The following is a 24323-nucleotide window of genomic DNA, read 5'->3' on the forward strand; positions in this document are numbered from 1 at the left end:
TGACAACTAAGCGAGTAAGGCCGTGACGGCATCCAGCGCGGCCGTGACCGCGGCCCGCGACTCGTCCGTGTGGTCCAGTACGTCGAACCCGTGCCGCCCGTTCGGTACGTCGATGAGTTGCAGCCGCACGCCCGCAGCCCGGGCGGCCTCGACGAACGGCGGCTGCGTCGGCGCCACGTCGGGCAACTCATGGCCGACCACCGTCATCACGACCGGGAGTTTGCCGGCTCCGGCGACCGCCTCGACCGGATGCGTGCCGCGCACCGTCACGAGCTCGGAGTCGCCCAGCACCGGATAGGTCAGCGCGACACAACGCAACCACTCCGGCGGACTGTGCAGGAACGGCGAGGCCAGCGGGCCGGCACCGGAGAAGAACCACAGGGCGATGCGCTCGCCGTCGACCCGAGGATGCGTGCGCAGGGCGGTGGTCGCGGCCGCGATTGCGGCGTTGGAGCGGTCGTCGTCAGGCAATCCGTCCGGGCTGTGGTTCACGACGGTCGCGACGCATCCCCGCTCGGCGAGCTGGATTAAAGGTCGTACGTGGCGACGACGGGGGCGTGGTCGCTCCAGCGTTCGGCGTAGGTCGGGGCTCGGTGGATGACGCAGGCTGATGCGGCGGCGGCTAGCTCGGGGGAGGCGATCTGGTAGTCGATGCGCCAGCCGGCGTCGTTGTCGAACGCCTTGCCGCGCCAGGACCACCACGAGTACGGACCTGGGCCGTCGCCGCCGAACTTGCGGCCGAGATCGACCCAGCCGGCCGCGAACAGGCGATCCAGCCAGGCGCGTTCCTCGGGCAGGAAGCCGCTCTTCTTGCGGTTCGCCTTCCAGGCCTTCAGGTCTTCCTGGCGGTGCGCGATGTTCAGGTCGCCGCAGATCAGCACGTGCCGTCCGTCCGCGCGCAGCTCGGTCAGCCGCTGTGTGATCGCGTCCAGGAACGCGTACTTCTCCTCCTGGCGCGGCGGCGTCTCGAACTCCCCGGTGAACACGTACGTGCTGACCGCGGTCAACGTCGATCCGTCGTCGAGGACCACGTCCGCCTCGGCCCACCGGCCGGTCCCGTTGAAACGCTCCGGGCCGATCTCCAGGCGCTCGCCCTTGATCGGTCGCCGACTCGCCACGGCGACCCCGGCGCGGCCCTTGTGCCCGTCGATCGTCGGCTCGGCATGCGCGATGTTCCAGTCCGCGCCGAGGAGCTCCCGCAGCACCTCGTCGGATGCGCGAACTTCCTGCATCAGCAGCAGATCCGGGTCGGTGTCCTCGAGCCACGGCGCCATCCCGCGCCGGAAGGCAGCTCTGATCCCGTTCACATTCACCGTCGCAACCGTCAGCACGGCGAAACCCTACCCTCTGTGATGACCCGGCTTCACAACCATCAGCACCAGGACGATCAGCCAGAGCAGAGCAAAGATCCCGCTCGTCATCGAGAGCAGCTTCGCCTTCGACAGCACACCGCTGCGAGCCTCCGGCGTACCGCCCGCGACGGCGAGTACGGCCGACTGGGCCGGGACGACCAGCAACGCCAGCACCAGCGCGGCGGCCAGCGTGAGCACGATCGAGCTGATCAGCCAGGCCTCGCCCATCACGTGCATGCTGCCCGCGAGCGCGAAGCCGAACAGCGGCACGGCCAGGCTCACCCAGGCGTACAGGCGGGTGATCCGGTGGAGCACGTCCAGACCGCCCGCGCCCGGGGTCTCCGCGGTGAGCATCCGGCGCGCGATCGGCGGGAACATGCTGGCCGCGACCGTGATCGGACCGACGCAGAGGATCGCGGCGAGGATGTGGACGATCAGGAAGAACTTGTTCATCTGTCACTCATTCGGAACGTCGTCGAGAGGCTGGGTTGTCGACAAGATGGCGTCCAGTGACTGCGCGCACAGGTGCTCGAGGGCGTCCGGCGGGACGGTCGGGTCGTCGATCCAGGTCAACAGGGTCTGTTCGACGTAACCCTGCCAGCCGTGGCAGGCGAGCTCGACGACGGGGGTGACCTCGATGCCACGCTGAGCGACCGCGCCGATCACCCACTGACTGAAGACCTGCCGCAGCTGGGAGTGCAGCGCGCGGATCTCGGGGTCGCCGGCCGCGGACCTCAGCAGCGTCGCGCGGTACAGCTGTGGGGCTTCGAGGACGGCGCGGACGAATGCGCGGATGCCGGCCCGGAGCTGTTCGTCCGGAGGCAGTGACGGGTCCGGGGCGGTCCGTAGCATGACCTCGGCGGCCGCCTCCTCGATGACGGCGTACTGGAACTTCTTCTTCGAGCCGAAGTAGTGGAACAGCAGCGCGGGGGAGACGCCGGCCGCGGCCGCGACCAGCTCGACCGTGAGCTCGCGATGCGGGTCCGCGAGCAGCACCCGGCGCGCGGCCTCCAGGATCTGCGCCCGGCGTTCGTCCGGACGCAGGCGGGCAGTGGTCGGGCTCATGGCAGAGAGTCTATTGAGTAAATGGTCAACAAGCACTTACTGTTGAGTATCCACTCAACAAGCTGGAGGTTCCCGATGCGTCCGTTGGCCGGTCAAGTCGTGCTCGTCACCGGAGCCTCCCGGGGGATCGGCGCCGCGGTCGCCCGGAAGCTGGCCCAGGACGGGGCCAAGCTCGCCCTGGTTGGTCTGGAGCCGGACGAGCTGAAGAAGGTCGCGGAGGACTGCGGCCCGGACGCAGGTTGGTGGGAGGCTGACGTGACCGACATCGACTCGCTGCAGGCGGCGGTCGAGGCGGTCGCGGGGCGCTACGGCCGGATCGACGTCGTGATGGCGAACGCCGGGATCGCGGCGCCGGGCTTCACCCGGAGCATGGACCCGAAGGCCTGGGAGCGCGTGCTCGACGTGGACCTGCTCGGCGTCTGGCGCACTGTGCACCTCACCCTGCCGCATCTGCTGGAGAGCAAGGGGTACCTGTTGCTGGTGTCCTCCCTCGCCGCGATCGTGCACATCCCGGGCCTGGCGTCGTACAACGTGGCCAAGGCCGGCGTCGAGGCGATGGGCGACACGCTGCGCCCGGAGCTCAAGCACCTCGGCGTGCGGGTGGGTGTCGCGCACATGACGTTCGTCGACACCGACATGGTGCGCGGCGTCGACACGCATCCGGTGTTCGGCAAGGTCCGGACGGGCATCCCGATGGTGAGCAAGACGTACCCACTGGACTTCGCCGTGGACAAGTTCGTCGAGGGCATCAAGAAGCGTTCGCGGACGGTGCACGTTCCCGGCTGGATCGGTGCGCTCAAGGTGGTCCGCTGGGCGCTGCCGCACATCATCGAGGCCGGATCCCGGTTCAGTGTGCCGAAGGCCGACGCGGCCGCGCTCGCCGACGTACAGGCACGCGGCGCCGAGGCGTCGTCGCGGCCGTCCGGCGCTGGTGGCCTGGCCGACTCGGAGAAGGCCGCGCACCAATGAGTCGCGCGCACGACATCGTCCTGCTCGGTGCGAGCGGTTTCACCGGCGCGCTCACCGCGGAGTACCTGGAGAAGAACGCACCCGACGGCCTCCGCTGGGCCGTTGCCGGACGCAACAAGTCGAAGCTGGAACGGTTCGGCAGGGACATCGTGTACGCCGATGCCACCGACCCGGAGTCCTTGCGCAAGCTCGCCGAGTCGACGAAGGTCGTCGCGACGACGGTCGGCCCGTACATCCAGTACGGCGAGGGGCTGGTCGCGGCCTGCACCGAGGCAGGCACCGGGTACCTCGACCTGACCGGTGAGCCGGAGTTCACCGACCGGATGTACGTGCGGTACCACGAGCGCGCGACGCAGACCGGTGCACGGATCATCCATGCCTGCGGCTTCGACTCGATCCCGTACGACCTCGGCGTGCAGTACACGGTCGAGCAGCTGCCGGAGAACGTACCGATCCAGGTCGACGGCCTGCTCCGCGCCGGCGGACGTCCCTCCGGCGGTACGTTCCACACCGCGATCACGGCCTTCTCACGACCGAAGCAGCACCTCGACGCGCACCGTGCCCGCCGCGCCGCGGAGCCTCGTCCGGAGGGGCGGAAGGCTCGTGCGGTGGCGGGCCGGATCCACCGTGAGCAAGGGTTCTGGGCGGTGCCGTTGCCGACCATCGACCCGCAGATCGTCGGGTACTCCGGGCGGCTGCTCGACCGGTACGGCCCCGACTTCCGCTACTCGCACTACGCCGCCGTGAAGCACCTGCCGACTGTTGCCGCAGGCATCGGTGGTGTCGGCCTGCTGGTCGCGGGCGCTCAGATCCCGCCGGTACGCAACGCATTGCTGAACCGGCTGCAGCCCGGCGACGGACCGAGCGCCGAGACCCGTGCGCGGTCCTGGTTCAACGTGCGATTCGTCGGTCGTGGCGGCGGCAAACAGGTGATCACCGAGGTCGCGGGACGGGACCCCGGATACGACGAGACCGCGAAGATGCTCGGTGAGAGCGCGCTCTGCCTGGCTCTCGACGACCTTCCGGAGACTGCCGGCCAGACCACCACGGCCGCGGCCATGGGACCTGCTCTGCGCGAGCGCCTGGTGAAAGCGGGGATGACCTTTGCCACCCTCGAGGTTGACAGCTACTAGCGCCGACGGCACCCGGATCGCTGTCTCCACGTACGGCGATCCCGGCGCGCCCGTTCTGGTCTGCGTACACGGCTATCCGGACAACGCCGCGTTGTGGGATCCGGTCGCCGAGTTGCTGGCCGACGACTTCCAGGTCGTGACGTACGACGTCCGCGGAGCCGGCGCGTCGGATCATCCGAGCAGCACGTCGGCGTACTTGCTCGACCGTCTGCAAGAGGACTTCGAAGCGGTCATCGACCAGGTGTCACCGGATCGGCCGGTGCACATACTCGCCCACGACTGGGGCTCCATCCAGTCCTGGCACTTCGTGACCGACACGCACCTGCAGAAGCGGATCGCTTCTTTCGTCTCCATCTCGGGGCCGTCGCTCGATCACGCCGGGTACTTCATTCGCCAACTCAACCGCGCGGCACTCCGTCAGCTGATCCACTCCTGGTACATCTTCTACTTCCACCTCCCGTGGCTCCCGGAGCGCGGCTGGCGCAACGGCTGGGCGCATCGCGCCTTCAACCGCCTCGAACAGCAGGACCCGGACGACCGCCGCACGATCGGCGACTACGTGTACGGCATGAAGCTCTACCGCGCGAACGTCCTGCCACGTCTCCTCAGGCCGGCTGAGCGGCGGACCGGCGTGCCCGTACTCGCTGTCTCACCGGACGCGGATCCGTTCGTCACCACACCGCTGCAGACCGACGTCGCGCGCTGGGCCCCGAACCTCACGGTGAAGGTGATCAGGGGCGGCCACTGGATGCCCCGGAACGATCCCGGACTTGTCGCCGAACTGGTGCGGGATCACACTCGCCGGGTGGCACGCTGGGAGACATGAAGACGCTTCTCAACCTGATCTGGCTGGTGCTGGCCGGGTTCTGGCTGGCGATCGGGTACGCGCTCGCCGGCATCATCTGCTGCGTACTGATCGTCACGATCCCGTTCGGCATCGCGTCGTTCCGGATCGCCGGGTACACGCTGTGGCCCTTCGGTCGGACCGTGGTCGACAAGCGCACCGCCGGCGCGGGCGCGCTGCTCGGCAACCTGATCTGGATCGTCTTCGCCGGCTGGTGGCTGGCGCTCGGCCACCTGGCCACCGGCATCGCGCTCTGCCTGACCGTGATCGGCATCCCGCTCGGCGTCGCGAACTTTAAGCTGATCCCGGTCTCGCTGCTGCCGCTCGGCAAGGAGATCGTGCCGACCAACCAGCCGTTCGCCACTCGGTGAGCAACGCAGTGGCCAGGTCGCTGACCGTTCTGGGGTCGTGCGGTGCCTGGCCCGAGGCGGGTCGCGCGTGTGCCGGTTTCTTGCTGGAGTACGACGGGTTTCGGGTCGTGCTCGATCTCGGGTACGCGACGTTGCCGCGACTGCTCGAGCACTGCCCGCGTGGCGAGGTCGATGCGGTGGTGGTGACGCACCAGCACCCGGACCACTGCGTCGACGTGAGCGGTCTGGCACGGGTCCGTCACTACGAGGCCCCGACAGCCCCGCCCGTCCCACTGCATTGCACGCCGGGCGTTCTCGACGTACTGCGAGCTCTTGAACCGAGCCCGGATCCGGCGGAGGTGTTCGACGTTCACGAGCTGGCGTCGACGACGCGGATCGGTCCGTTCGACGTTCTGACGGTGGAGCTGCCGCATTACAAGACGAACCTCGGCGTGCGGCTGACGGCACCTGGCGTCTCGGTCGCGTACACGGGCGACAGCGGCCCGTCGCCGGACCACCGCAGGCTTGCGGAGGGCACCGACCTGTTCATCGCGGACGCGACGTACCAAGGCGAGTCACCCGACCACTTCCTGATGTCGGCCGCCGAGGCCGCTCACGCAGCCCGCGGCGCCCAACGCCTCCTGCTCACCCATTTCTGGCCCGGCTCCGACCGCTCGGTGTCGGTTGCCGAAGCACAGCAGCTCTTCGACGGCGAGGTAGTCGCAGCCGACGAGGGCCTCACGCTGACGCTCTGAGCCGGTGCGCTGAGGCGGCTGTTTCGCGGGCCGATTCTGGCGGGCTTGGACAGGAACCGGTGGGTGGGGACCGGTTATTGGGCTCTTCTGTCGTGTGTGTGGGTGGACCGATGGCGGACGGGCCTGGGCGACGGACATCTGGACAGTTAGTGCACCCCGAGACACCGTACGCGCACGGCACTTCCACGCTCAGGTGCACTACTCACCGGCCAGACCCCAACCGACATGTCCTGTCGAACTGTCCGCCCTTCAAAGGTCGCGATTTGTGGCCGGGCGCGGAGAGAGGGGCGCGGGACGGGGCGATCGGTCGAACGGTTGGTCAGGCGTCGTCGGCGTCCGCGGGGGTGTGCTGGATCTTCGTCAGGGCGGGATCGTCGACCGAGAACGTCCGGACCGGGCCCGGGGGAGTGTCGGCGGTCTCGAAGCGGACCGTGACACGGCCGCGGCCCGAACCCCAGACCCAGCCGCGGCCGTGGTCGGGATGCGCGACGTCCTGTCCGGGATGGAAGCCGAGCTGATCACGAGGACGGGCGGGCAGTTCGACGACCTCGATCGGATTCTCCGCGTGCTCGCCCTCGGTGAACAGGTCGTCCTGGATCCAGTCGGCGAGCGAGGACACCCCGACGCCGAGCAGCCGGATGCCGCCGCCGATGTCGCTCTCCTCGAGCAGCCGGCGCGCGACCCGCGCGACCACCCGCGCGTCGTCGGTCGGCCCGGCGAGCGTCGACGAGCGGGTGTGCGTGGTGAAGTCGTGCATCCGGGTCTTGACGGTCACCGTCCGGCCCGACAGTTGGGCCTTCTGCAGGCGCTCCGCGACCCGGTGCGCCATCCGGTCGCCGATCGCGGCGAGCAGCGCCCGGTCGATGATGTCGGTCTCGAACGTGTCCTCGACGCTCACCGACTTCGTCTCCCGGTCGCTCACCACCGGACGGTCGTCGGCCGCGACCGCGAGCCGGTGCAGGCTGGTGCCGTGCGCCGAGCCGACCTGGCGGATCAGCTCGTCCTCGTCGAGCTGCTGCAGGTCGGCGACGGTCCGGACGCCGGCCATGCCGAGGCGCTGCGCCGTCGCCGGACCGACCCCGGGGATCACGGTGACCTGCATCGGTGCGAGGAACTCGGCCTCGGTGCCGGCCGGGACCACGACCACACCGTCCGGCTTGTCCAGATCGCTGGCGATCTTCGCGATCAGCTTGGACGTGCCGGCGCCGACGGAGGCGGTCAGGCCGCCGCTCACCTTCTGGATCGCGGCCTTCAGATCGTTCGCGATCGCTTCCACGTCCTCGACCGTCAGGCCGGACAGCCCGCTCGCGGTCAGGTCGATGAACGCCTCGTCCACCGACAGCGGCTCGACCAGCGGTGACAGCGCCCGCATCTCGGCCATCACCGCCTTGCTGGTCTGCCGGTACACCTCGAAGCGCGGACTCAGGTACGCCGCGTGCGGGCAGCGCGAACGTGCTTCTGCGGTCGACATCGCGGAGCGAACGCCGTACTTGCGGGCCTCGTACGAGGCGGTGGACACGACGCCGCGCGCGCCGATCCCGCCGACCACCACGGGCTTGCCCCGCAGCGACGGCTTGTCCCGCTGCTCGACCGCCGCGAAGAACGCGTCCAGGTCGACGTGCAGCACCGACGGATCATTTCGCACTCGCCAATTGTCGCTGCCGGCACCGACAATTCTTCGATGAGCTTCCCCGACCACTGGGACGACGGCACCGATCCGTCCACGCCCGATCATCAGGTGCACTGGTTCGACGACCGGACGGCGATCATCCGCCAGTCGCTCCGGACCAGCTTCGAAGGACCGTTCCTCTACCTGCTGCTCGGCGACGAGCGCGCCCTGCTGCTCGACACCGGCACCGGCGACGTGCCGCTGCGCCCGCTGATCGAGAAGCTGGCCGGCGACCGCGAGCTGGTCGTCGCGCACACCCACGGCCACGGCGACCACGTCGGCGGCGACGCGGAGTTCCCGCAGGCGATCGGCCGCGGCCCTGAGGCCGTCCAGGAGTTCTTCGGGTTCCCCGAGTGGCCGGACGGCGTGGTGCAGCTCGACCTCGGCGGGCGGGTGCTGGACGTGCTGCCGATCCCCGGGCACCACGCGTCGCACATCGCGGTGTACGACCGCGCGACCCGGCTGCTGCTCGCCGGCGACTCGCTCTATCCGGGACGGCTGTACGTCTTCGACTGGCCGGCGTTCCGGGCGAGCGTCGCGCGGCTCGGGGAGTTCGTTGCCGCGGGCAAGCCGGTGGACTGGGTCCTGGGTGCGCACATCGAGCTCACGACCGAGCCCGGTCAGGACTACGAGATGGGCGCCGACAAGCATCCCGACGAACACGTCCTGCAGCTGCGTCCTGCCGTACTGACCGAGCTCGTCGACGTGGTCGCCGCAGCCGGTGACGACCCGGTCCGGATCGACCGCGACCACTTCATCGTGTTTCCGGTCTGAACCGCGACGCGAATGAACAGCGCGCCACCGGGCACCTTCAGGCACACTGAGGCCATGCTGTAAGCGGGAGCCAGCAGGGGAGGCGCTGATGGGTGAGGAAGTCGACCGGGTCGAGTTCACCCGGGCGGACCGGACCGCGTTCCGGGGTCAGGTGCATCGCAATCTGGACGCGTTCGCGCGGATGCTGCGCGAGGACCGGTTCGCGCCCGAGCGGCCGATGACCGGGATCGAGATCGAGCTGAACCTGGTCGACGAGCGCTGCGACCCGGCGATGAAGAACGCCGAGGTGCTGAGCGCGATCTCCGACGAGGCGTTCCAGACCGAGCTCGGCCAGTTCAACGTCGAGATCAACGTCCCGCCCGGTCAGATCGACGGACTCGGGCTGGACACCATGGAGTCGAGCATCCGGGACAGCCTGAACGCCGCCGACGAGAAGGCTGCCCGGACCGGTTCGTCGATGGTCACCGTCGGCATCCTGCCGACGCTGCTCACCGAGCACATCCACCGCGAGGCGCTCAGCACCAACCCGCGGTACGCGCTGCTCAACGACCAGATCTTCGCCGCCCGCGGTGAGGACGTGCAGATCTCCATCGACGGCGTCGAACGCCTGCAGGTGACCGCGGACAGCATCGTCCCGGAGGCGGCTTGTACGTCGACGCAGTTCCACCTGCAGGTGACGCCCGAGGCGTTCCCGCGGTACTGGAACGCCGCCCAGGCGATCTCCGGCGTCCAGCTCGCGATCGGGGCCAACTCGCCGTTCCTGTTCGGCAAGGAGCTGAACCGCGAGACCCGGATCGCGTTGTTCGAGCAGGCGGCCGACACCCGTACGCACGAGCTGAAGACGCAAGGCGTCCGGCCGCGGGTCTGGTTCGGTGAACGCTGGATCACCTCGATCTTCGACCTGTTCGAGGAGAACTCGCGGTACTACCCGGCGTTGCTGCCGGTGATCTCCGAGGAGGATCCGATCGCGGTCCTGGACCGCGGTGACACGCCGGCCCTTTCGGAGTTGCGGCTGCACAACGGGACGATCTATCGCTGGAACCGCCCGGTGTATGACGTTGTCCGGGAGAAACCCCATCTCCGCGTGGAGAATCGCGTGCTGCCGGCCGGGCCGACGGTGGTCGACACCCTTGCCAACGGCGCCTTCTACTTCGGCCTGGTGCGCGCACTGGCCGACGACGAGCGGCCGATCTGGTCGCAGATGTCGTTCAGTGCCGCCGAGGAGAACTTCCACACCGCGGCGCGGAACGGCATCGAGGCCGAGGTCTTCTGGCCGGGCGTCGGGACCGCGCGCGCGACCGAGCTGGTGCTCAGACGCCTGCTGCCGTTGGCGGTTCGCGGACTGGACGCCTGGGGCGTCGATGTCGCTGTCCGCGACCGGCTGCTGGGCATCGTGGAGCAGCGTTGCCTCACCAACCGTAACGGTGCGTCCTGGCAGGCCGACGAGTTCCATCGCCTGTATACGAAGGGTTCGCACGGCCGGCGCGACGCATTGCGCGGGATGCTACGCCGCTACCGCGATCACATGCACGACAACACGCCCGTCCATCAATGGCCTGTCGACTGAACCGGTTCGGAGGCCCGACAACGTAGGACAGGGTCGCGGAACCCTGGTCCTTCTGGCGGAACCCGCTCGCTCTTGCCCAAGGCAACAGCGTGTGGGAGCGGGTTCGGCACGCCCTTGAGGGACGAGTTCGATAACGACCCGGACTACAGGGGTGGCGCTTTCGGTGACAGCCCTGCAAAGGTGTGGCCACCGGAAGGTTAGGCAGGCCACCTGCGGGTAGTAGTCGGTCACCGGCAGCCCTCCGTCACCGGTGCGACACAACAGGTGCAAATGCAGCGGATGCCGACCGAGGTCGGGAGCAGTATCGTTCGAGACGGGTCGACACACACCCGGAGGTGAGGCAGGGCGATGACGACCATCGTCGTGGGTTATGTGCCGAAGGCAGAAGGCCGTGCGGCCCTTCGGCGAGCAGCGGAGGAAGCGACGCTGCGAGACGCCAAGCTGGTGGTGGTGAACTCGCATCGGGGCGGGCGCAGCTTCGACAGCGACGAGGCCGCGGCGAGTGATGCCGCGTTGACGGAAGTACGCGAGCAACTGGACTCGACAGGAGTGCCGTACGAGGTGCGGCAGCTGGTGCGTGGACTTGACCCGGCGGAGGACCTGGTGGCCGTCGCCGAGCAGGTGCACGCCGAGTTCATCGTGATCGGGCTGCGGCGCCGGTCGCCGGTCGGCAAGCTCATCCTCGGCAGCAACGCGCAGCGGGTGCTGCTCGATGCTCCGTGTCCGGTGCTTGCCGTGAAGGCCGACGAAGGGGAGGACTGAGGTGACTTCGACACGCAGCAGGAAGCTGTGCCTGGCCCAACAGCCCGACGCCGACGAGATGCTGAGCAGAGATCCGTTCGCCTTGCTGGTCGGGATGTTGCTCGACCAGCAGATCCCGATGGAGCGGGCGTTCGCCGGCCCGGTCGCGATCTCACAACGAATGATCGGTCCCTTCGACCCGATCACGGTCGCCCACTACGATCCGGACGCCTTCGTCGAGGTGGTGGCCGGCCCGCCCGCGGTGCACCGGTTCCCGACCGCGATGGCGGCCCGGATCCAGACCCTGGCCAAACACCTCGACGAGCAGTACTCCGGTAACGCGTCGGGCCTGTGGTCCGATGTGAAGTCCGGGGACGACCTGCTGGCCAGGCTGTCCGCCCTGCCGGGGTTCGGCGCGCAGAAGGCGAAGATCTTCGTCGCGCTGCTCGGCAAGCAGTTGAAGGTCCGGCCGCGCGGGTGGCGCGAGGCGTCCGAGCCGTACGGCGAGGACGGCGCGTTCAAGTCCGTCGCGGACGTGATCGACGTGGCCTCGCTGGTGAAGGTCCGGCAGTTCAAACAGGAGCAGCAGCTGGTCCGCCGGCCGGTGGTCGCGCGGCCGCTGCGGCAGACACGTAACGGGTGAGCAAAGTGCGGTGCACGACCCCCCGGAAATACGCTCGCCGGGGGGTCGTGCGACGCGTGGCCTTGGTTCGCGGATTACAATGGACTGTTGCCGCCGCCTGACCAGCGAGCAGCCGCGAACAGCAGTACCCAAAGACTCAGCAACACCCCGAGCTACATCAGTCGTACCGTCGTACAAAACCCTGCGTCAGACGAGAGGTAATTCGTGTCGTCCAGCTCGTCCGAGAACCTTCCCGCCGAGCCGGCCCGGGCCGTGGCCGCCACCGCCCGTAGCACGGCTCCGAGGACCAGCGCCCGAGTGACCGACCCGGCCGCCAAGAAGGTGGCCGCGAAGAAGGCCGCGGTGAAGGCCGCCGGCACCAAGGAGGACGGTATCCCCGCGAAGAAGGCCGCTGCCAAGAAGGCTACGGCGAAGAAGGCAGTGTCCGAGGCGGGTCTGTCCATCGACCCGAAGACCGGCAAGCCGCGCGCGCTGGACGACGTGGACGAGGCGGACTTCAGCCCCGAGGCGGTCAAGCCGCTGGAGAAGGAGCTCACCGAGGACCAGGGCTTCATCGTCTCCGAGGCCGACGAGACCGACGAGCCCGAGCAGCAGGTGATGGTCGCCGGCGCCACGGCGGACCCGGTCAAGGACTACCTGAAGCAGATCGGCAAGGTCCCGCTGCTGAACGCCGAGCAGGAGGTCGAGCTCGCGAAGCGGATCGAGGCCGGCCTGTTCGCCGAGGAGCAGTCCGCCGACGAGGCGAACAAGCTCAAGGAGAAGGTCCGCGACGAGTACGAGTGGATCTCCGAGGACGGCCGCCGCGCCAAGAACCACCTGCTCGAGGCCAACCTGCGCCTGGTGGTGTCGTTGGCCAAGCGCTACACCGGCCGCGGCATGCTGTTCCTGGACCTGATCCAGGAGGGCAACCTCGGTCTGATCCGCGCGGTCGAGAAGTTCGACTACACCAAGGGCTACAAGTTCTCGACGTACGCGACCTGGTGGATCCGGCAGGCGATCACCCGGGCGATGGCCGACCAGGCCCGCACCATCCGGATCCCGGTGCACATGGTCGAGGTCATCAACAAGCTCGCCCGGGTCCAGCGCCAGATGCTGCAGGACCTCGGCCGGGAGCCCACTCCGGAGGAGCTCGCCAAGGAGCTCGACATGACCCCGGAGAAGGTCATCGAGGTGCAGAAGTACGGCCGCGAGCCGATCTCGCTGCACACTCCGCTCGGTGAGGACGGCGACTCCGAGTTCGGCGACCTGATCGAGGACTCCGAGGCGATCGTGCCGGCCGAGGCCGTTTCGTTCACGCTGCTCCAGGAGCAGCTGCACGCGGTCCTCGACACGCTCTCCGAGCGCGAGGCCGGCGTGGTCTCGATGCGCTTCGGTCTCACCGACGGTCAGCCGAAGACCCTCGACGAGATCGGCAAGGTCTACGGCGTGACCCGCGAGCGGATCCGCCAGATCGAGTCCAAGACCATGTCGAAGCTGCGCCACCCGTCCCGCTCCCAGGTCCTCCGCGACTACCTGGACTGATGTCATGACGCAGGCGATCACCAGCGTGTTTGCGCTGGTGATCCCTGTGTTCGAGACGGCTTCATTGGCCGCCGCCGTGCTCACGGCGGCGGCTTTGCTGTTGGCGCTGGTCGTGGTGGCGCGCTCGGCCGCGCGCTTCCCGGGTCACCAGGCCGCGCCGCTGCTCGCCCGCGCTTCGTCGGTCCGGCGCCGCGCCGAGCAGACAGTCTTCCTCCGCCTGCGCGATCCCGACGCCGCCGGCCGCCCCCGCCCACGAGCCCCAGGAAAGTAGCGCCCGCGCCGCCGTACCCCGCCGCCTTCCGCGACCGGGTCGGTGTAGCGCGTACGCCTGCTCGTTCCTTCTCACTCGTGGAGTTCTGTCATGCCTTCTTTCCTGGAGGCACCGGTCGCCGGTGCCTATCACTTGCTCACATCCCTCGTCTCCTTGCTGCAACCGTTCGCCGGCGCGTACGCCGCCGTGATCGCGATCGTGATGTGCACTCTCGTCGTCCGGCTGTGTCTCGTCCCGCTGAGCGTGCGGGCGCAGCGCGGGACAAAGGCCCGCGCCGAGCTGATGCCGCAGTTGAAGCAGCTCACGGACAAACACCGCGACAATCCGGAGCGCCTGCAACGTGAGGTCGCCAAACTGCAGTCCGAGTCCGGTACGTCGCTGTTCGCCGGGTTCCTGCCGACGCTTGCGCAGCTGCCGTTCTTCTGGCTGATGTACACGCTGTTCTCCCGCGCGATGGTCGCGGGGGAGTCGAACGACCTGATCAGCGGCAGCCTGCTCGGGTCGCCTCTCGGCACCCACTGGCCGATCCTGACCAGTACGCCCGCGTACGCGGTGATCGCGCTGCTGCTCTGCGTGGTCGCGTTCTTCTCGGCACGACTCCAGTTGCGCCAGCTCGACCCGTCCGCGACGACGTTGTCACGACGGATCGCCCAACTACTCCCGTACGGCACCCTCCTGACCGCCGCCTTCGTCCCTCTAGCAGCCGGCCTCTACCTCCTGACAACCACCACCTGGACCCTCCTCGAACGCACGATCCTCCAACGCTAGGGGCCACGCATCCCCTCGCGTCACACTGCACCTTCTGAACACGAGTGGATATCCGGCTCTTGTGTCCGATGTGTGGGTGCCGATCACTCCGATACCCAGCCGTACAGCGAGATCGGGCACAGGATCGGGCAGCGGGATGGGGCACGGTTCCGTGATGCGGCACGCGAGCCGCGACCCCCTCGTCCTACCCTCCACGCGGGCTCGCGCCGAGTCGTGGCGTTCGATTGGCACCCGGCCCACCGAGTCGTGGATCGAGGCTGCGTTTGCCCCGTATTTCACTACCAAGATCCACGACTCGACGAAACCTGACGACTGCCGCACGGCGGGTGGCGGGTGGCGGGTGGCCGGGCGGACAGGTCGACAGGACATGTCGGTCGGTGTCTGGCCGGCGGGTAGTACACCTGAGCGTAAAAGTGCGCTGCGCGTACGGTGTCTCGGGGTGCACTACCTGTCGAAATGTCCATGCCCGGCCAGCCCGGCCAGCCCGGCCAGCCCGGCCAGCCCGGCCAGCCCGGTCGGTTGGCTGGTGAACTGGGCGGCGTGGAGGGCGATGGCGGAGGGTTCGGCCAGGCAGTGGTGGGGGTTGACAGGCAGTGGTGGGGGTGGACAGGTCGTTACCTGTGGGCGGCCCCGGCTAGCTGTCCCAGCCCACCAATTTCGTCCGGAACCCCATGCCCGCCCACCGTCGGTCCACCCACACATACGACAGGAGAGCCGGATATCCACTGCCCCCCAGGGTTCTTCGTTCTAGTACCAGTGGAGAACCCACAGCAGCGATGGATATCCACCCGTGTAGCGGGTTCTGGAGCGGGGCGTGAGAGGCGTTGTCAGGGGGTGCGGCGTTCTGTTAGCGTGTTTATTAAAGGCGGTTCTTTAATGGGTTGAGGGTGGATGGAGACTGCACGCGGAGCCGCGCAGGCGGAGCGGGCGGCCAATCAGGTCGCTTGTGTGCGCTTCCTTGCCGCTGCGGACGAGGCGCGTACGGTCGGCGTGATCAGCGAAGGTACTGGCCTGTCGCGGCCGACTGTGCATGCGGTCCTCGACGATCTGCTCGAGGTGGGACTGGTCGAGGCCACGAGTCCGGCGACGGCGGGTCCGGGACGGCCGGCGCGCGCGTTCCGGTTTGCTCGCGAGGCGGGGCTGGTGGCCGGAGTCGATCTCGGACCGCGCGGTGCCCGCGCCATCATCTGTGACCTCTCCGGCCACCGAGTCGGCTACGCCGAACTACCCCCGAACGGCAAGTCCGACCTGAGCCTCATCCCACAAGCTCTCGAAGCAGCAGCGGGCGGGCTTGAGTTCGGGCGGTTGCGTGCTGTCGGGGTTGGGCTGCCTGGGGTTGTTGAGGCCGACGGGCGGTTGCGGGCTAGCTTGGCGATGCCCGAGTTGGTGGGGCTCCCGGTCGGGGAGTTACTGGCCAAGGAGCTCGGGCAGCCGGTCGTGGTTGACAACGACATCAAGCTGGCTGCGCTCGCGGAGCAGCGTGGTGGCGCCGGCCTGGGGTACTCCGACGTCGTCTACCTGCAGATCGGCCACCGGCTCTCGGTGTCGATCGTGCTGAACGGCGTGATCCGCCAGGGCCGCCACCGCCTCGCCGGCGAGCTCGGCGCGCAACGCGGCATGCGCTGGACCCGGAACGCCCAGCGCGGCCAACTGGTGTGGAACGCGCGGCCGACCGGCGCCGAGGTACTGACCGCAGCAGCCGCGGGCGACGCCGCAGCACAGGCCGAGCTCGAAGAGTTCTGCACCCAGATCGCCCCACGGATCGCGACCGTCCTGCTGGTCGTCGATCCGGAGGTTGTGGTTGTCCGCGGCGGACCGGCGGAGGACAGCAGTGCGCTGCTCCGCCCGCTCGCGGCCGCGGTCGAGAACGAACTGGTCTTCCCCGAGCGCCCACCCTTCGTCGCCTCGGCGCTGGGGCGGGAGGCAGTGGTGCTCGGGGCGGTCGGCAACGCGTTCGACCGGTTCAAGTCAGGAATCTACGGGATCCACGACGTCCCCAGTCCGTGGAACCGCATCACTCACGCAGTGGAGAGGACCACCCGGTGAAGCTCGGAGTCAGCTCGTATTGTTTCCGCCAGCTCATGACGAGCGGCGAGATGGACCTGATCGCGGTCCTGGACTGGGTCGCGGCCTCCTCGGCCGGGCACATCGAGGTCGCGGCGATGGACGGGGAGTACTACCTGGAGCACGAGGACGTGGTCCGCGACACCGCCAAGCACGCCGCGGACATCGACGTACCGATCGTGAACTACCTGGTCAGCGGCGACCTGCGGACCGCCGACACCGCCGAGATCGACCGGCTGCGCAAGCAGCTGGATGTCGCGAACGCCTTCGGGGCGAAGATCTTCCGGCACGACGTGGCGCCGTGGGCGTGGCGCGAGCAGGACCCGGGCGAGTTCGAGTCGACGTTCGCGAAGGTCGTCGAGGGCTGCCGCGCGGTCGCCGACCACGCGGCCGACCTGGGCATCGTGTCGACGATCGAGAACCACGGCTTCTTCATGAACGGCAGCGAGCGGCTGGCCCGCCTGGTGTACGAGGTGGACCGCCCGAACTTCCGCGTCACGCTAGACCTCGGCAACGGCCTCTGCGTCGGCGAGGTGCCGGGCAAGACCGCAGCCGGGCTGATCGAGGTCGCGGCCTCGATCGGCGTGAAGGACTTCCACATCCGGCGCTCGGCCGGTGACGGCTGGCTGAAGACGCTGGCCGGCGACTATCTGCTCGGTACGGTCACGGGTCACGGGGACGTGGACGTGGCCGGGCTGCTCGCACTGGCCGCCACCAAGCCCGACGTACCGGTGAGCCTCGAGTTCGAGGGCATGGAGTCGCCGCTGCCCGCCATCGAGCGCTCGCTCGCGAATATCCTCCGACTGACGGAAGGCAAGGCCTGAGATGACGACCCGGATTGCGGTGATCGGCCTGGGCACGATCGCCGTCGAGCACCTGAGTGCGTACCAGAAGAACCCCGATGCCGAGGTCGTCGCCGTATGCGACGTCGACCTCGAGCGGGCGAAGGCGCGCGCCGAGCAGTTCGGCGTCGAGCGGGTGACCGGCGACGCCGCGGAGATCTTCGCGGACCCGGACATCGATGCGGTGAGCGTCTGCGTACCGAACACGCTGCACGCGCCGATCGCCGAGGCCGCGCTGCGGGCCGGCAAGAACGTCCTGGTCGAGAAGCCGATGACCGTGACGGTGCCCGAGGCCGAGGCGCTGGTGAAGGCGGTCGAGGAGACCGGCAAGGCGCTGCAGATCGGGTACGTACGGCGGTACGCGCCGAACGCGCTGGTGACCAAGCGGTTCCTGGACGCGGGCGAGTTCGGCGACATCTACGCGGCCCGCGCCACGCTGCTGCGGACGGCCGGCAACCCCGGTGGCTGGTTCGGCGACGTGGAGCTGTCCGGCGGCGGGCCGCTGATCGATCTCGGCGTCCACATCATCGACCTGTGCTGGTACCTGATGGGGATGCCGAAGGCGGTGTCGGCGTCGGGCGTGACGTTCGCTCCGCTCGGTGCGCGGGACAACATCCAGAACCTCACACGGTACAAGGCCGCGTCGGCGGCGCGGGCGAACACGGTCGAGGACTACGCGACCGCGCAGATCCGCTTCGAGGGCGGGGCCGTCCTCGACGTGGACACGTCGTACTCGCTGCATGCTCGCAACGAGATCAGCGTCCGGATCCACGGGGACAAGGGCGGCGCCGAGATCGAGCCGGAGCTGCTGATGATCACCGAGCGGCACGACACGCTGCTGCACGTCCAGCCGCAGATCGACTCGCTCGGGTTCGACTTCCGGGTCGGGTTCGCGAACCAGATCGACCACTTCCTGCAGATCTGCCGCGGCGAGATCCCGGCCGACGCGACCGCCGAGCAGGGCCTGGAGATGGCCCGGATGCTGTCGGCGATCTACGAGTCGGCCAAGTCCGGCTCCGAGGTGAAGATCGCGCGCTGACCACCAGCACAACCCGGTTGCCCGGGGCTTTGTGGCCCCGGGCAACTGTTTTCGAGGCCGGTCTCAGCGGTCGCGCAGCCCGGCTTCGAGGCCGTCGAGGACCCGCCCGAGTCCGTAGCGGAAGTTCGCGTCGGTGTCGTCGGCGAGGTCGGTGTTCTGGTGGGCGGCGTACAGCGCTCGGAGGTGGGGGTACGGGGCGGCGGCCTCGACCGCGGCCGGCCAGACCGCTGCCCGCCACGCTGCCTGGTCCTGGCCGCTGCGCCTGAGCTTGGAGATGGTCGCGGCCTCCGTCGACGCGATGCCGATCACGTAGCCCCACAGCGTCTTGGAGGCGTGATCGGCCTCGACCACGTCGAAGCCGGCGGTCAGGTAGATGCCGAGCAGCTCATCGGACACCCGCATCAGGTTCGGGCCCAGATAGTTCATGCCGATGTCGGCCAGCGTCGGAGCGACCCACGGGTGCCGCACGATCATCGCCCGCAGGCTGCGCGCCGAGGACTCCGCCGCGGCCCGCCACTGACCGGCGTCGGTGATCTCGGGGATCTCGATCTCGGCGTACACGTGGTCGACGACCAGCTCGACGAGCTCTTCCTTGTTGGCGACGTGCCAGTAGACCGCGGTCGCGACCGCGCCGAGGGCAGTGCCGAGCTTCCGCATGCTCAAGGCCTCCAGGCCGTCCGCGTCGAGCAGCCGCAGCGCCTCGGTGACGATCTGCTCGGTGCTCAGGGCCGGCTGCTCGCGGCGCCGCCCGCGGCGTGGGCGGGTCCAGACGGACGGGTAGTTCTCGGTCGCCATGACGGCACTGTAGTGCAACTGTTGAACAGTGTACAGGAGTTGCACGTTGTTCAAGTGACCTGCACACTGTAAATGGTATTGCACAGTGTTCAATTCTCGGAAGGTTGCACCGATGACCCAACTGCCCGACCTCCAGGCCGCCGAGGCGCTCCTGCGGCACAACCGCGCACGTCTCGTCGACGCCGGACAGGTCGACCCCCAGTGGATCGACGACGGAGCGCGGTTCAGCTATCAGGTCCAGAAGGCCGGCCAGGACCTGCTGTACGTCGTCGACCCGGCCGAGCGGTCCCGGACCGAGGTTGACGACCCGAGCACGTTGCCCGGGCCCGCCGGCACGGGCGACTTCCTCGCCGTGGTGTCACCGGACGGCAAGTACGAGGTGTACCGCAACGGGTCGGACCTGTGGGTACGGACGGTTGCCGACGGCACCGAGCGGGCGCTGACGACCGACGGCGAGACCGACAACGTGTACGGCACGAGCCCGTTCTCCCTGGCTGTCGCGCTCTCCAAGATCGGGCTGCCGCATCTGCCTCCGGCGGTGGTCTGGTCGGCGGACTCGACGCGCGTCCTGACACTGCAGATCGACAGCAGGCTCGTCCGGCAGACGCACCTGGTCGACGTTCTGCCGGACGACGGTGGTGCGCCGCAGTTGCTGAGCCAGCGGTTCGCGTATCCCGGTGACGAACACCTTCCGCTCGGGCGCCTGGTCGTACTGGACGTCGCGACCGGCACACAGGTCCGCGCGCAGGGCGAGCCGCTCGCCGTACCGCTGATCTCGCCGGTGGCGCTGAACTGGGCCTTCTGGTCCGACGGCACGGTCTACTTCCTCGAGCAGTCGCGGGACCAGCACACGCTGCTGCTGAAGCGGATGAACGCTGCGTCCGGCGAGGTCACGGTGATCATTACCGAGACCGGCCCCACGCGGGTCGAGCCGAACCAGATCTACGAGCTGGGCGCGGTCGTCCGGACGGTCGGCGACGAGATCCTCTGGTACTCGCAGCGGGACGGTTGGCCGCACCTCTACCGCTACGACCTGCGTACGGGCGAGCTGCTCGGACAGGTGACGTCGGGGGAGTGGGGCGTACGTCAGATCCTGCACGTGGAGGCGGACGTCGTGTACTTCACCGCAGTCGGACTGGTTGCCGACAGCCCCTATCGACGGACGGTCTGCCGGGTCGGGCTGGACGGCAGCGGTTTCGCCCGCGTCACGGACGACGACCTCGATCACGTGGTCGCGGTCGCACCGAACGGCGAGTACTTCGTGGACACCGCGTCGACCGTGGCGCTGCCGCCGGTGAGCACCGTTCGCTCGTGGGCAGGCGAGGTTCTGGTGGAGTTGGAGAAGGCGGACAGCTCGGCGCTGGAGGCGACCGGCTGGCAGCCGCCGGAGGAGTTCAGGGCGCTGGCCGCCGACGGGGTCACCGGGTTGCACGGTGTGTTGTACAAGCCGCACGGGTTCGATCCGTCGATGAGCTGGCCGATCCTCGATCACCCGTATCCGGGTCCGCAGGTCAGCCGGGTGGTGCCGTCCTTCGACCCCGGCCGGTACGGCTCCGATGCCGAGGCGATGGCCGCGCTCGGGTTCGTCGTGGTGGTCGTCGACGGTCGTGGCGTGCCCGGGCGGAGCAAGGCGTTCCACGACGCGTCGTACGGCAACTACACCGCCGGAATCGACGACCACGTCGCCGCGATCAAGCAGCTCGCCGAGACCCGCTCGTGGATGGATCTGGATCGCGTCGGCATCTTCGGAACGTCCGGCGGTGCGTACGCCACGGTCCGTGCGCTCGCGGACTTCCCGGACTTCTTCAAGGCCGGCGTGGCGGAGTCGGGCAACCTCGACAACCGCTTCTACCAGCAGCTCTTCACCGAGTCGTACGTCGCGCCTCCCGGAGCCGAGGTCGCGACGGACGGCTCGCTGCTCGAGCTTGCCGACCGCATCAGGGGCAGGCTGCTGCTCGTCCACGGCGGGCTCGACGACAACGTTCACCCGGAGCACACGCTGCGGCTGGCCGAAAGCCTGATCGCCGCCGACAAGGACTTCGACCTGCTGGTCGTACCGCGGGCCGAGCACCTGATGATCGGCTACCTGCACCACATCGTGCGGCGGCGCTGGAACCATCTGCTGCAGTACGTCGCCGGAATCACTCCGCCCGACTATCGGCTGCAGCCCGCTCCGGTGGATCTCGCCGCACTGGCGTGATGCCGGTCAGAGCATCGCGTCGGTGATGGCGTCGGCGTTGGCCTCGAGCCAGACCTGGCGGTGCTTGATGTCGTCGCCGACGCCCTCGCTCCACATCCGTTGCCAGCCGCCGCCGAGGGTGTCCGCGCGGTACTTCATCGTGTGCCAGGCGCGCTCGTTGAGACTGATCGACAGGCCCATCAGCCGGCGTCGGTCGGCCTCGGCAAGCCCGTACGCGTCCGCGATCTGCCGGCAGCGACGGGGCCGGTCGAGTCCGCGCAGCGCCGGATCCAGATCGTCGTCGGCACCGAACGGAGCCCACCAGAGCATCAGATTCACCGCCTCCCGGGCCCGGCTCACGGGACGCGCCATGTCGAAGTCGATCAGCGCGTACGCACGGCCGTCGCGGAACACCACGTTCTCCGGTGTCACGTCCTGGTGCCCGACCAGTTCCGGCGGATCGTTCAGGTCGGGCAGCCCGGCCGGCTCGATCGGAGCGGGCAGATTGTCCGGGATCCCGAACGGCTCGACCGCGTCGTGGTACGCCCGCAGCAGCCGCGCGACCGAGAGCATCCGCTCCTCGTCGGCGATCCACGGCGGGCGTGGACGTCCGGCGACCTCGCCCTCGATGTAGCTCAGGGCGTGCCGCCCGGCGGAGTCGATGCCGAGGAAGCGCGGCGCGCCCTCGAAGCCGGCCTTCTCCAGGTGCAGCAGCAGGTCCTGGACCATCTCGGCGCGCTCGCCGGGTGGTCGCCGGACCGTGTCGCCGACCCGCACCAGCCCCTCGGTCACGTCGCCCCCGAGCAGCGGGATCTCTTCGCCGTCCTCGATCACTCGAACCCCATTCCACTGGATGAAACATTTGTCTGCACAAAGGCGGCGCGCGGCGTACCGTTCCACGATCCGCACCCGATCGGAGGCACAGAGTGACCGCCACCACGCCTGTGAAGGCTCCACCCGGAGCCAGCCGCACGCGGTACCTGATCCTAGGGCTCGCGTTCGTCGGACTCTCACTGAATTACCTGGACCGCGCCAACCTGAGCGTCGCGCTGCCGTTCATCCAGGACGACCTGCACCTCGACCTGAGCAACGCCGAGAAGGGACTCATCCTCGGCGCGTTCTTCTGGGCGTACGACGGCGCGATGCTGGCGGCCGGCTGGTTCGCGGACAAGGTCGGGCCGCGGAAGGCGTTCACGTTCGCCGCGCTGTGGTGGAGTGTGGTGACCGCGCTGACGCCGCTGGCGCGCGGGTTCTGGTCGTTGTTCGCGTTCCGGTTCGGGCTCGGTGCGGGTGAGGCGCCGGCGTACCCGAGCGCCACCAAGGCTGCGTCGCGGTGGTTCCCGGCGCACGAGCGGGCGTTCGCGAGCGCGGTCATCGACTCCGGCTCGCGGGTCGGGACGGTGCTGTCACTGCCGGTGGTGACCGCGCTGATCGCCTTGGTGAGCTGGCATTTCTCGTTCGTCGTCCTCGGGGTGCTCGGGATCATGCTCGCCGCGGTCTGGTACTGGTACTACCGCGATCCGGGCGAACACCGGCACGCGAACGCGGCCGAGCGGGAGTACATCGCCACGAACGGCGCGCGCCTGGAGGAGAACGACTCCGAGGCGGCCGCGCAGATCCGCTGGCGGGACCTGTTCCGGTACCGGACGATCCGCGGCATGATGCTCGGCTTCTTCTGCCTGAACTTCGTCATCTACTTCTTCCTGACCTGGTTCCCGTCGTACCTGAAGGACGCTCGCGGGCTCGACCTGAAGGAGCTCGGAACGCTCGGCACGCTGCCCGGGATCACCGCGATCGCCGGCGGCTGGATCGCGGGCCTGCTCGCCGATCGCCGGATCCGCGCGGGCGCCGACGTGACGCGCGTCCGGAAGACCGTGATGGTCGGGGGGCTGCTCGGCGGTGCGGCGATCGTGTTCGCGGCGCCGGCCAAGTCGGTGTACGTCGCGTTGCTGTTTCTGGCGATCTCGTACGCGAGCCTGGCGATCGCGGCCACGGGGATCTGGTCGCTGCCGGGTGACGTAGCGCCGTCGTCGCGGCACGTCGCCTCGATCGGCGGCATCCAGAACTTCGCGTCGAACATCGCCGGGATCATCAGCCCGTACGTCTTCGGGCTGCTGCTCGACATCTACCACGGGTCGTACCTGCCGTCGTTCGCCGTGGCCGGAGTGGTGGCGGTGATCGGCGCGCTGACGTACGCCTTCGTGGTCGGCAAGGCCGAACCGCTGCCGGTCCCGGACCGCTGACCGTCGCGTTTGCCAACACGGCAAGAATCTTTGCCAGTACGTCGGGGATGTGTGCACCATCGTTGCATGACGACCGAACAGCTCCCCGACGAGCACTGGAACGCGTTCTACTCCGAGCACGAGCAGATCTGGAGCGGCAAGCCGAACGTTGCGTTCGCCGAGGAGGTTGTCGACCTGACACCGAGCCGGGCGCTCGACCTCGGCTGCGGCGAAGGTGCGGACGCGATCTGGCTCGCGCAGCAGGGCTGGACGGTCACCGCCGTCGACATCTCGACGGTCGCGCTGGGCCGCGCGGCCGAGCACGCGAAGGCGGCCGGGGTCGGCGAGCGGATCGACTGGCAGCAGCACGAGCTGGGCAGCACGTTCCCGGACGGGGAGTTCGACCTGGTGTCGGCACAGTTCCTGCACTCGAAGACCGAGTTGCCGCGCGACGGCATCCTGCGCCAGGCAGCGGCCGCCGTCGCGCCGGGTGGGGTCCTGTTGATCGAGGGCCATCTGGGCTTCCCGCCCGGCGAGCACAACCCGCACCCCGACATCCACTTCCCGGAGCCCGATGAGGTGATCGAGAGCCTCGCGCTGCCCGACGGCGAGTGGGAGACGCTGGTCAGCCGCGTACACGACCGGGCGCAGGTGCTGCGCGATGGGCAGCCGATCAACCGCCGCGACTGCACGGTCAAGCTGCGTCGTCGCTAGTGCGCCGCCGTTGGGACCGCCGCTGAGAGTGCGCCGCGCCGGAGGT

General features: G+C 68.8%; 25 protein-coding genes. 18 read left to right on the top strand and 7 right to left on the bottom strand.

From position 1 onward, the window contains the following. Positions 1-6: 6 nt before the first annotated feature. The 4 genes from ACGFI6_RS23085 to ACGFI6_RS23100 are packed head-to-tail and all read right to left on the bottom strand — an operon-like array spanning position 7 to position 2417. Positions 7-492, bottom strand: coding sequence for a hypothetical protein (locus ACGFI6_RS23085; RefSeq protein WP_393121730.1), 486 nt, complete (start codon positions 490-492; stop codon positions 7-9). Positions 493-527: 35 nt separating this feature from the next. Further along, complete coding sequence (gene xth / locus ACGFI6_RS23090; RefSeq protein WP_393121731.1) at positions 528-1331, bottom strand: exodeoxyribonuclease III; 804 nt, start codon at positions 1329-1331, stop codon at positions 528-530. A 9-nt stretch (positions 1332-1340) separates the two neighbouring features. Next, a complete protein-coding gene (locus ACGFI6_RS23095) occupies positions 1341-1805 on the bottom strand; it encodes a hypothetical protein (RefSeq protein ID WP_393121733.1) in 465 nt (154 codons plus the stop codon). A gap of 3 nt (positions 1806-1808) precedes the next feature. Continuing rightward, positions 1809-2417: a TetR/AcrR family transcriptional regulator gene (locus ACGFI6_RS23100; RefSeq protein WP_393121735.1), complete on the bottom strand. Its 609-nt coding sequence runs from the start codon at positions 2415-2417 to the stop codon at positions 1809-1811. Between the two features lie 75 nt (positions 2418-2492). On the opposite strand from ACGFI6_RS23100, the gene ACGFI6_RS23105 reads away from it, so the two are divergent. From ACGFI6_RS23105 to ACGFI6_RS23125, 5 genes are read left to right on the top strand one after another with little or no spacing between them, the layout of a single operon-like run. Further along, on the top strand, positions 2493-3386 hold the full coding sequence (locus tag ACGFI6_RS23105; RefSeq protein WP_393121737.1) for an SDR family oxidoreductase: 894 nt from the start codon (positions 2493-2495) through the stop codon (positions 3384-3386). Continuing rightward, positions 3383-4519, top strand: coding sequence for a saccharopine dehydrogenase family protein (locus tag ACGFI6_RS23110; protein WP_393121739.1), 1137 nt, complete (start codon positions 3383-3385; stop codon positions 4517-4519). Before ACGFI6_RS23105 ends, ACGFI6_RS23110 begins: the two co-directional genes overlap by 4 nt. Further along, positions 4506-5345, top strand: a complete 840-nt coding sequence (locus tag ACGFI6_RS23115) for an alpha/beta fold hydrolase (RefSeq protein ID WP_393121741.1) — start codon at positions 4506-4508, stop codon at positions 5343-5345. The genes ACGFI6_RS23110 and ACGFI6_RS23115 overlap by 14 nt, the downstream gene beginning before the upstream one ends. Further along, positions 5342-5734, top strand: a complete 393-nt coding sequence (locus ACGFI6_RS23120; RefSeq protein WP_393121743.1) for a YccF domain-containing protein — start codon at positions 5342-5344, stop codon at positions 5732-5734. The genes ACGFI6_RS23115 and ACGFI6_RS23120 overlap by 4 nt, the downstream gene beginning before the upstream one ends. Further along, positions 5731-6468, top strand: coding sequence for an MBL fold metallo-hydrolase (locus ACGFI6_RS23125; protein WP_393121745.1), 738 nt, complete (start codon positions 5731-5733; stop codon positions 6466-6468). The genes ACGFI6_RS23120 and ACGFI6_RS23125 overlap by 4 nt, the downstream gene beginning before the upstream one ends. Positions 6469-6787: 319 nt before the next feature. On the opposite strand, the gene ACGFI6_RS23130 is transcribed toward ACGFI6_RS23125, so the two are convergent. Then, the gene (locus tag ACGFI6_RS23130; RefSeq protein ID WP_393121747.1) at positions 6788-8113 is read right to left on the bottom strand and encodes a DNA polymerase IV; all 1326 of its coding nucleotides are present in this window, start codon (positions 8111-8113) and stop codon (positions 6788-6790) included. Positions 8114-8149: 36 nt separating this feature from the next. Here ACGFI6_RS23130 and ACGFI6_RS23135 point away from each other — a divergent pair, with 36 nt between their 5' ends. From ACGFI6_RS23135 to ACGFI6_RS23180, 10 genes are all read left to right on the top strand, one after another. Beyond that, positions 8150-8911 (top strand): MBL fold metallo-hydrolase, encoded by a 762-nt coding sequence (locus ACGFI6_RS23135; RefSeq protein WP_393121749.1) that lies wholly within the window; start codon positions 8150-8152, stop codon positions 8909-8911. 88 nt (positions 8912-8999) lie between these two features. Then, on the top strand, positions 9000-10478 hold the full coding sequence (locus ACGFI6_RS23140; protein ID WP_393121750.1) for a glutamate--cysteine ligase: 1479 nt from the start codon (positions 9000-9002) through the stop codon (positions 10476-10478). Positions 10479-10826: 348 nt separating this feature from the next. Further along, on the top strand, positions 10827-11240 hold the full coding sequence (locus ACGFI6_RS23145; protein ID WP_131357832.1) for a universal stress protein: 414 nt from the start codon (positions 10827-10829) through the stop codon (positions 11238-11240). 1 nt (position 11241) lies between these two features. Further along, positions 11242-11862, top strand: coding sequence for an HhH-GPD-type base excision DNA repair protein (locus ACGFI6_RS23150; RefSeq protein WP_393121753.1), 621 nt, complete (start codon positions 11242-11244; stop codon positions 11860-11862). A 204-nt stretch (positions 11863-12066) separates the two neighbouring features. Further along, complete coding sequence (locus tag ACGFI6_RS23155; RefSeq protein WP_393121755.1) at positions 12067-13383, top strand: RNA polymerase sigma factor; 1317 nt, start codon at positions 12067-12069, stop codon at positions 13381-13383. A gap of 4 nt (positions 13384-13387) precedes the next feature. Beyond that, entirely contained in the window at positions 13388-13654 is a 267-nt protein-coding gene (locus ACGFI6_RS23160; protein ID WP_393121757.1) for a DUF6412 domain-containing protein, read from the top strand. Positions 13655-13744: 90 nt separating this feature from the next. Continuing rightward, complete coding sequence (locus tag ACGFI6_RS23165; RefSeq protein ID WP_393121759.1) at positions 13745-14422, top strand: YidC/Oxa1 family membrane protein insertase; 678 nt, start codon at positions 13745-13747, stop codon at positions 14420-14422. Positions 14423-15313: 891 nt separating this feature from the next. Continuing rightward, on the top strand, positions 15314-16468 hold the full coding sequence (locus tag ACGFI6_RS23170; RefSeq protein ID WP_393121761.1) for an ROK family protein: 1155 nt from the start codon (positions 15314-15316) through the stop codon (positions 16466-16468). Between the two features lie 35 nt (positions 16469-16503). Beyond that, on the top strand, positions 16504-17310 hold the full coding sequence (locus ACGFI6_RS23175) for a sugar phosphate isomerase/epimerase family protein (RefSeq protein ID WP_393121763.1): 807 nt from the start codon (positions 16504-16506) through the stop codon (positions 17308-17310). 1 nt (position 17311) lies between these two features. Next, a complete protein-coding gene (locus ACGFI6_RS23180) occupies positions 17312-18367 on the top strand; it encodes a Gfo/Idh/MocA family protein (RefSeq protein ID WP_393121765.1) in 1056 nt (351 codons plus the stop codon). A gap of 63 nt (positions 18368-18430) precedes the next feature. Here the strand turns inward: ACGFI6_RS23180 and ACGFI6_RS23185 are convergent, their stop codons facing one another. Continuing rightward, positions 18431-19162 carry a TetR/AcrR family transcriptional regulator gene (locus ACGFI6_RS23185; RefSeq protein ID WP_393121767.1) on the bottom strand — a complete coding sequence of 244 codons (732 nt, stop codon included), beginning with the start codon at positions 19160-19162 and terminating at the stop codon, positions 18431-18433. Positions 19163-19274: 112 nt separating this feature from the next. Between ACGFI6_RS23185 and ACGFI6_RS23190 the strand changes: the two genes are divergently transcribed. Next, a complete protein-coding gene (locus ACGFI6_RS23190) occupies positions 19275-21362 on the top strand; it encodes a DPP IV N-terminal domain-containing protein (RefSeq protein WP_393121768.1) in 2088 nt (695 codons plus the stop codon). Between the two features lie 6 nt (positions 21363-21368). Here ACGFI6_RS23190 and ACGFI6_RS23195 read toward each other — a convergent pair whose 3' ends face one another. Next, a complete protein-coding gene (locus ACGFI6_RS23195; protein ID WP_393121770.1) occupies positions 21369-22175 on the bottom strand; it encodes a phosphotransferase in 807 nt (268 codons plus the stop codon). Between the two features lie 92 nt (positions 22176-22267). Between ACGFI6_RS23195 and ACGFI6_RS23200 the strand changes: the two genes are divergently transcribed. Both ACGFI6_RS23200 and ACGFI6_RS23205 read left to right on the top strand, forming a co-directional pair. Further along, positions 22268-23584, top strand: a complete 1317-nt coding sequence (locus ACGFI6_RS23200; RefSeq protein WP_393121772.1) for an MFS transporter — start codon at positions 22268-22270, stop codon at positions 23582-23584. 66 nt (positions 23585-23650) lie between these two features. Next, the gene (locus ACGFI6_RS23205) at positions 23651-24277 is read left to right on the top strand and encodes a class I SAM-dependent methyltransferase (protein ID WP_393121774.1); all 627 of its coding nucleotides are present in this window, start codon (positions 23651-23653) and stop codon (positions 24275-24277) included. Positions 24278-24323: the final 46 nt, after the last annotated feature.

It is taken from the genome of Kribbella sp. NPDC048928 (assembly GCF_043197975.1).
Classification (GTDB): Bacteria; Actinomycetota; Actinomycetes; order Propionibacteriales; family Kribbellaceae; genus Kribbella.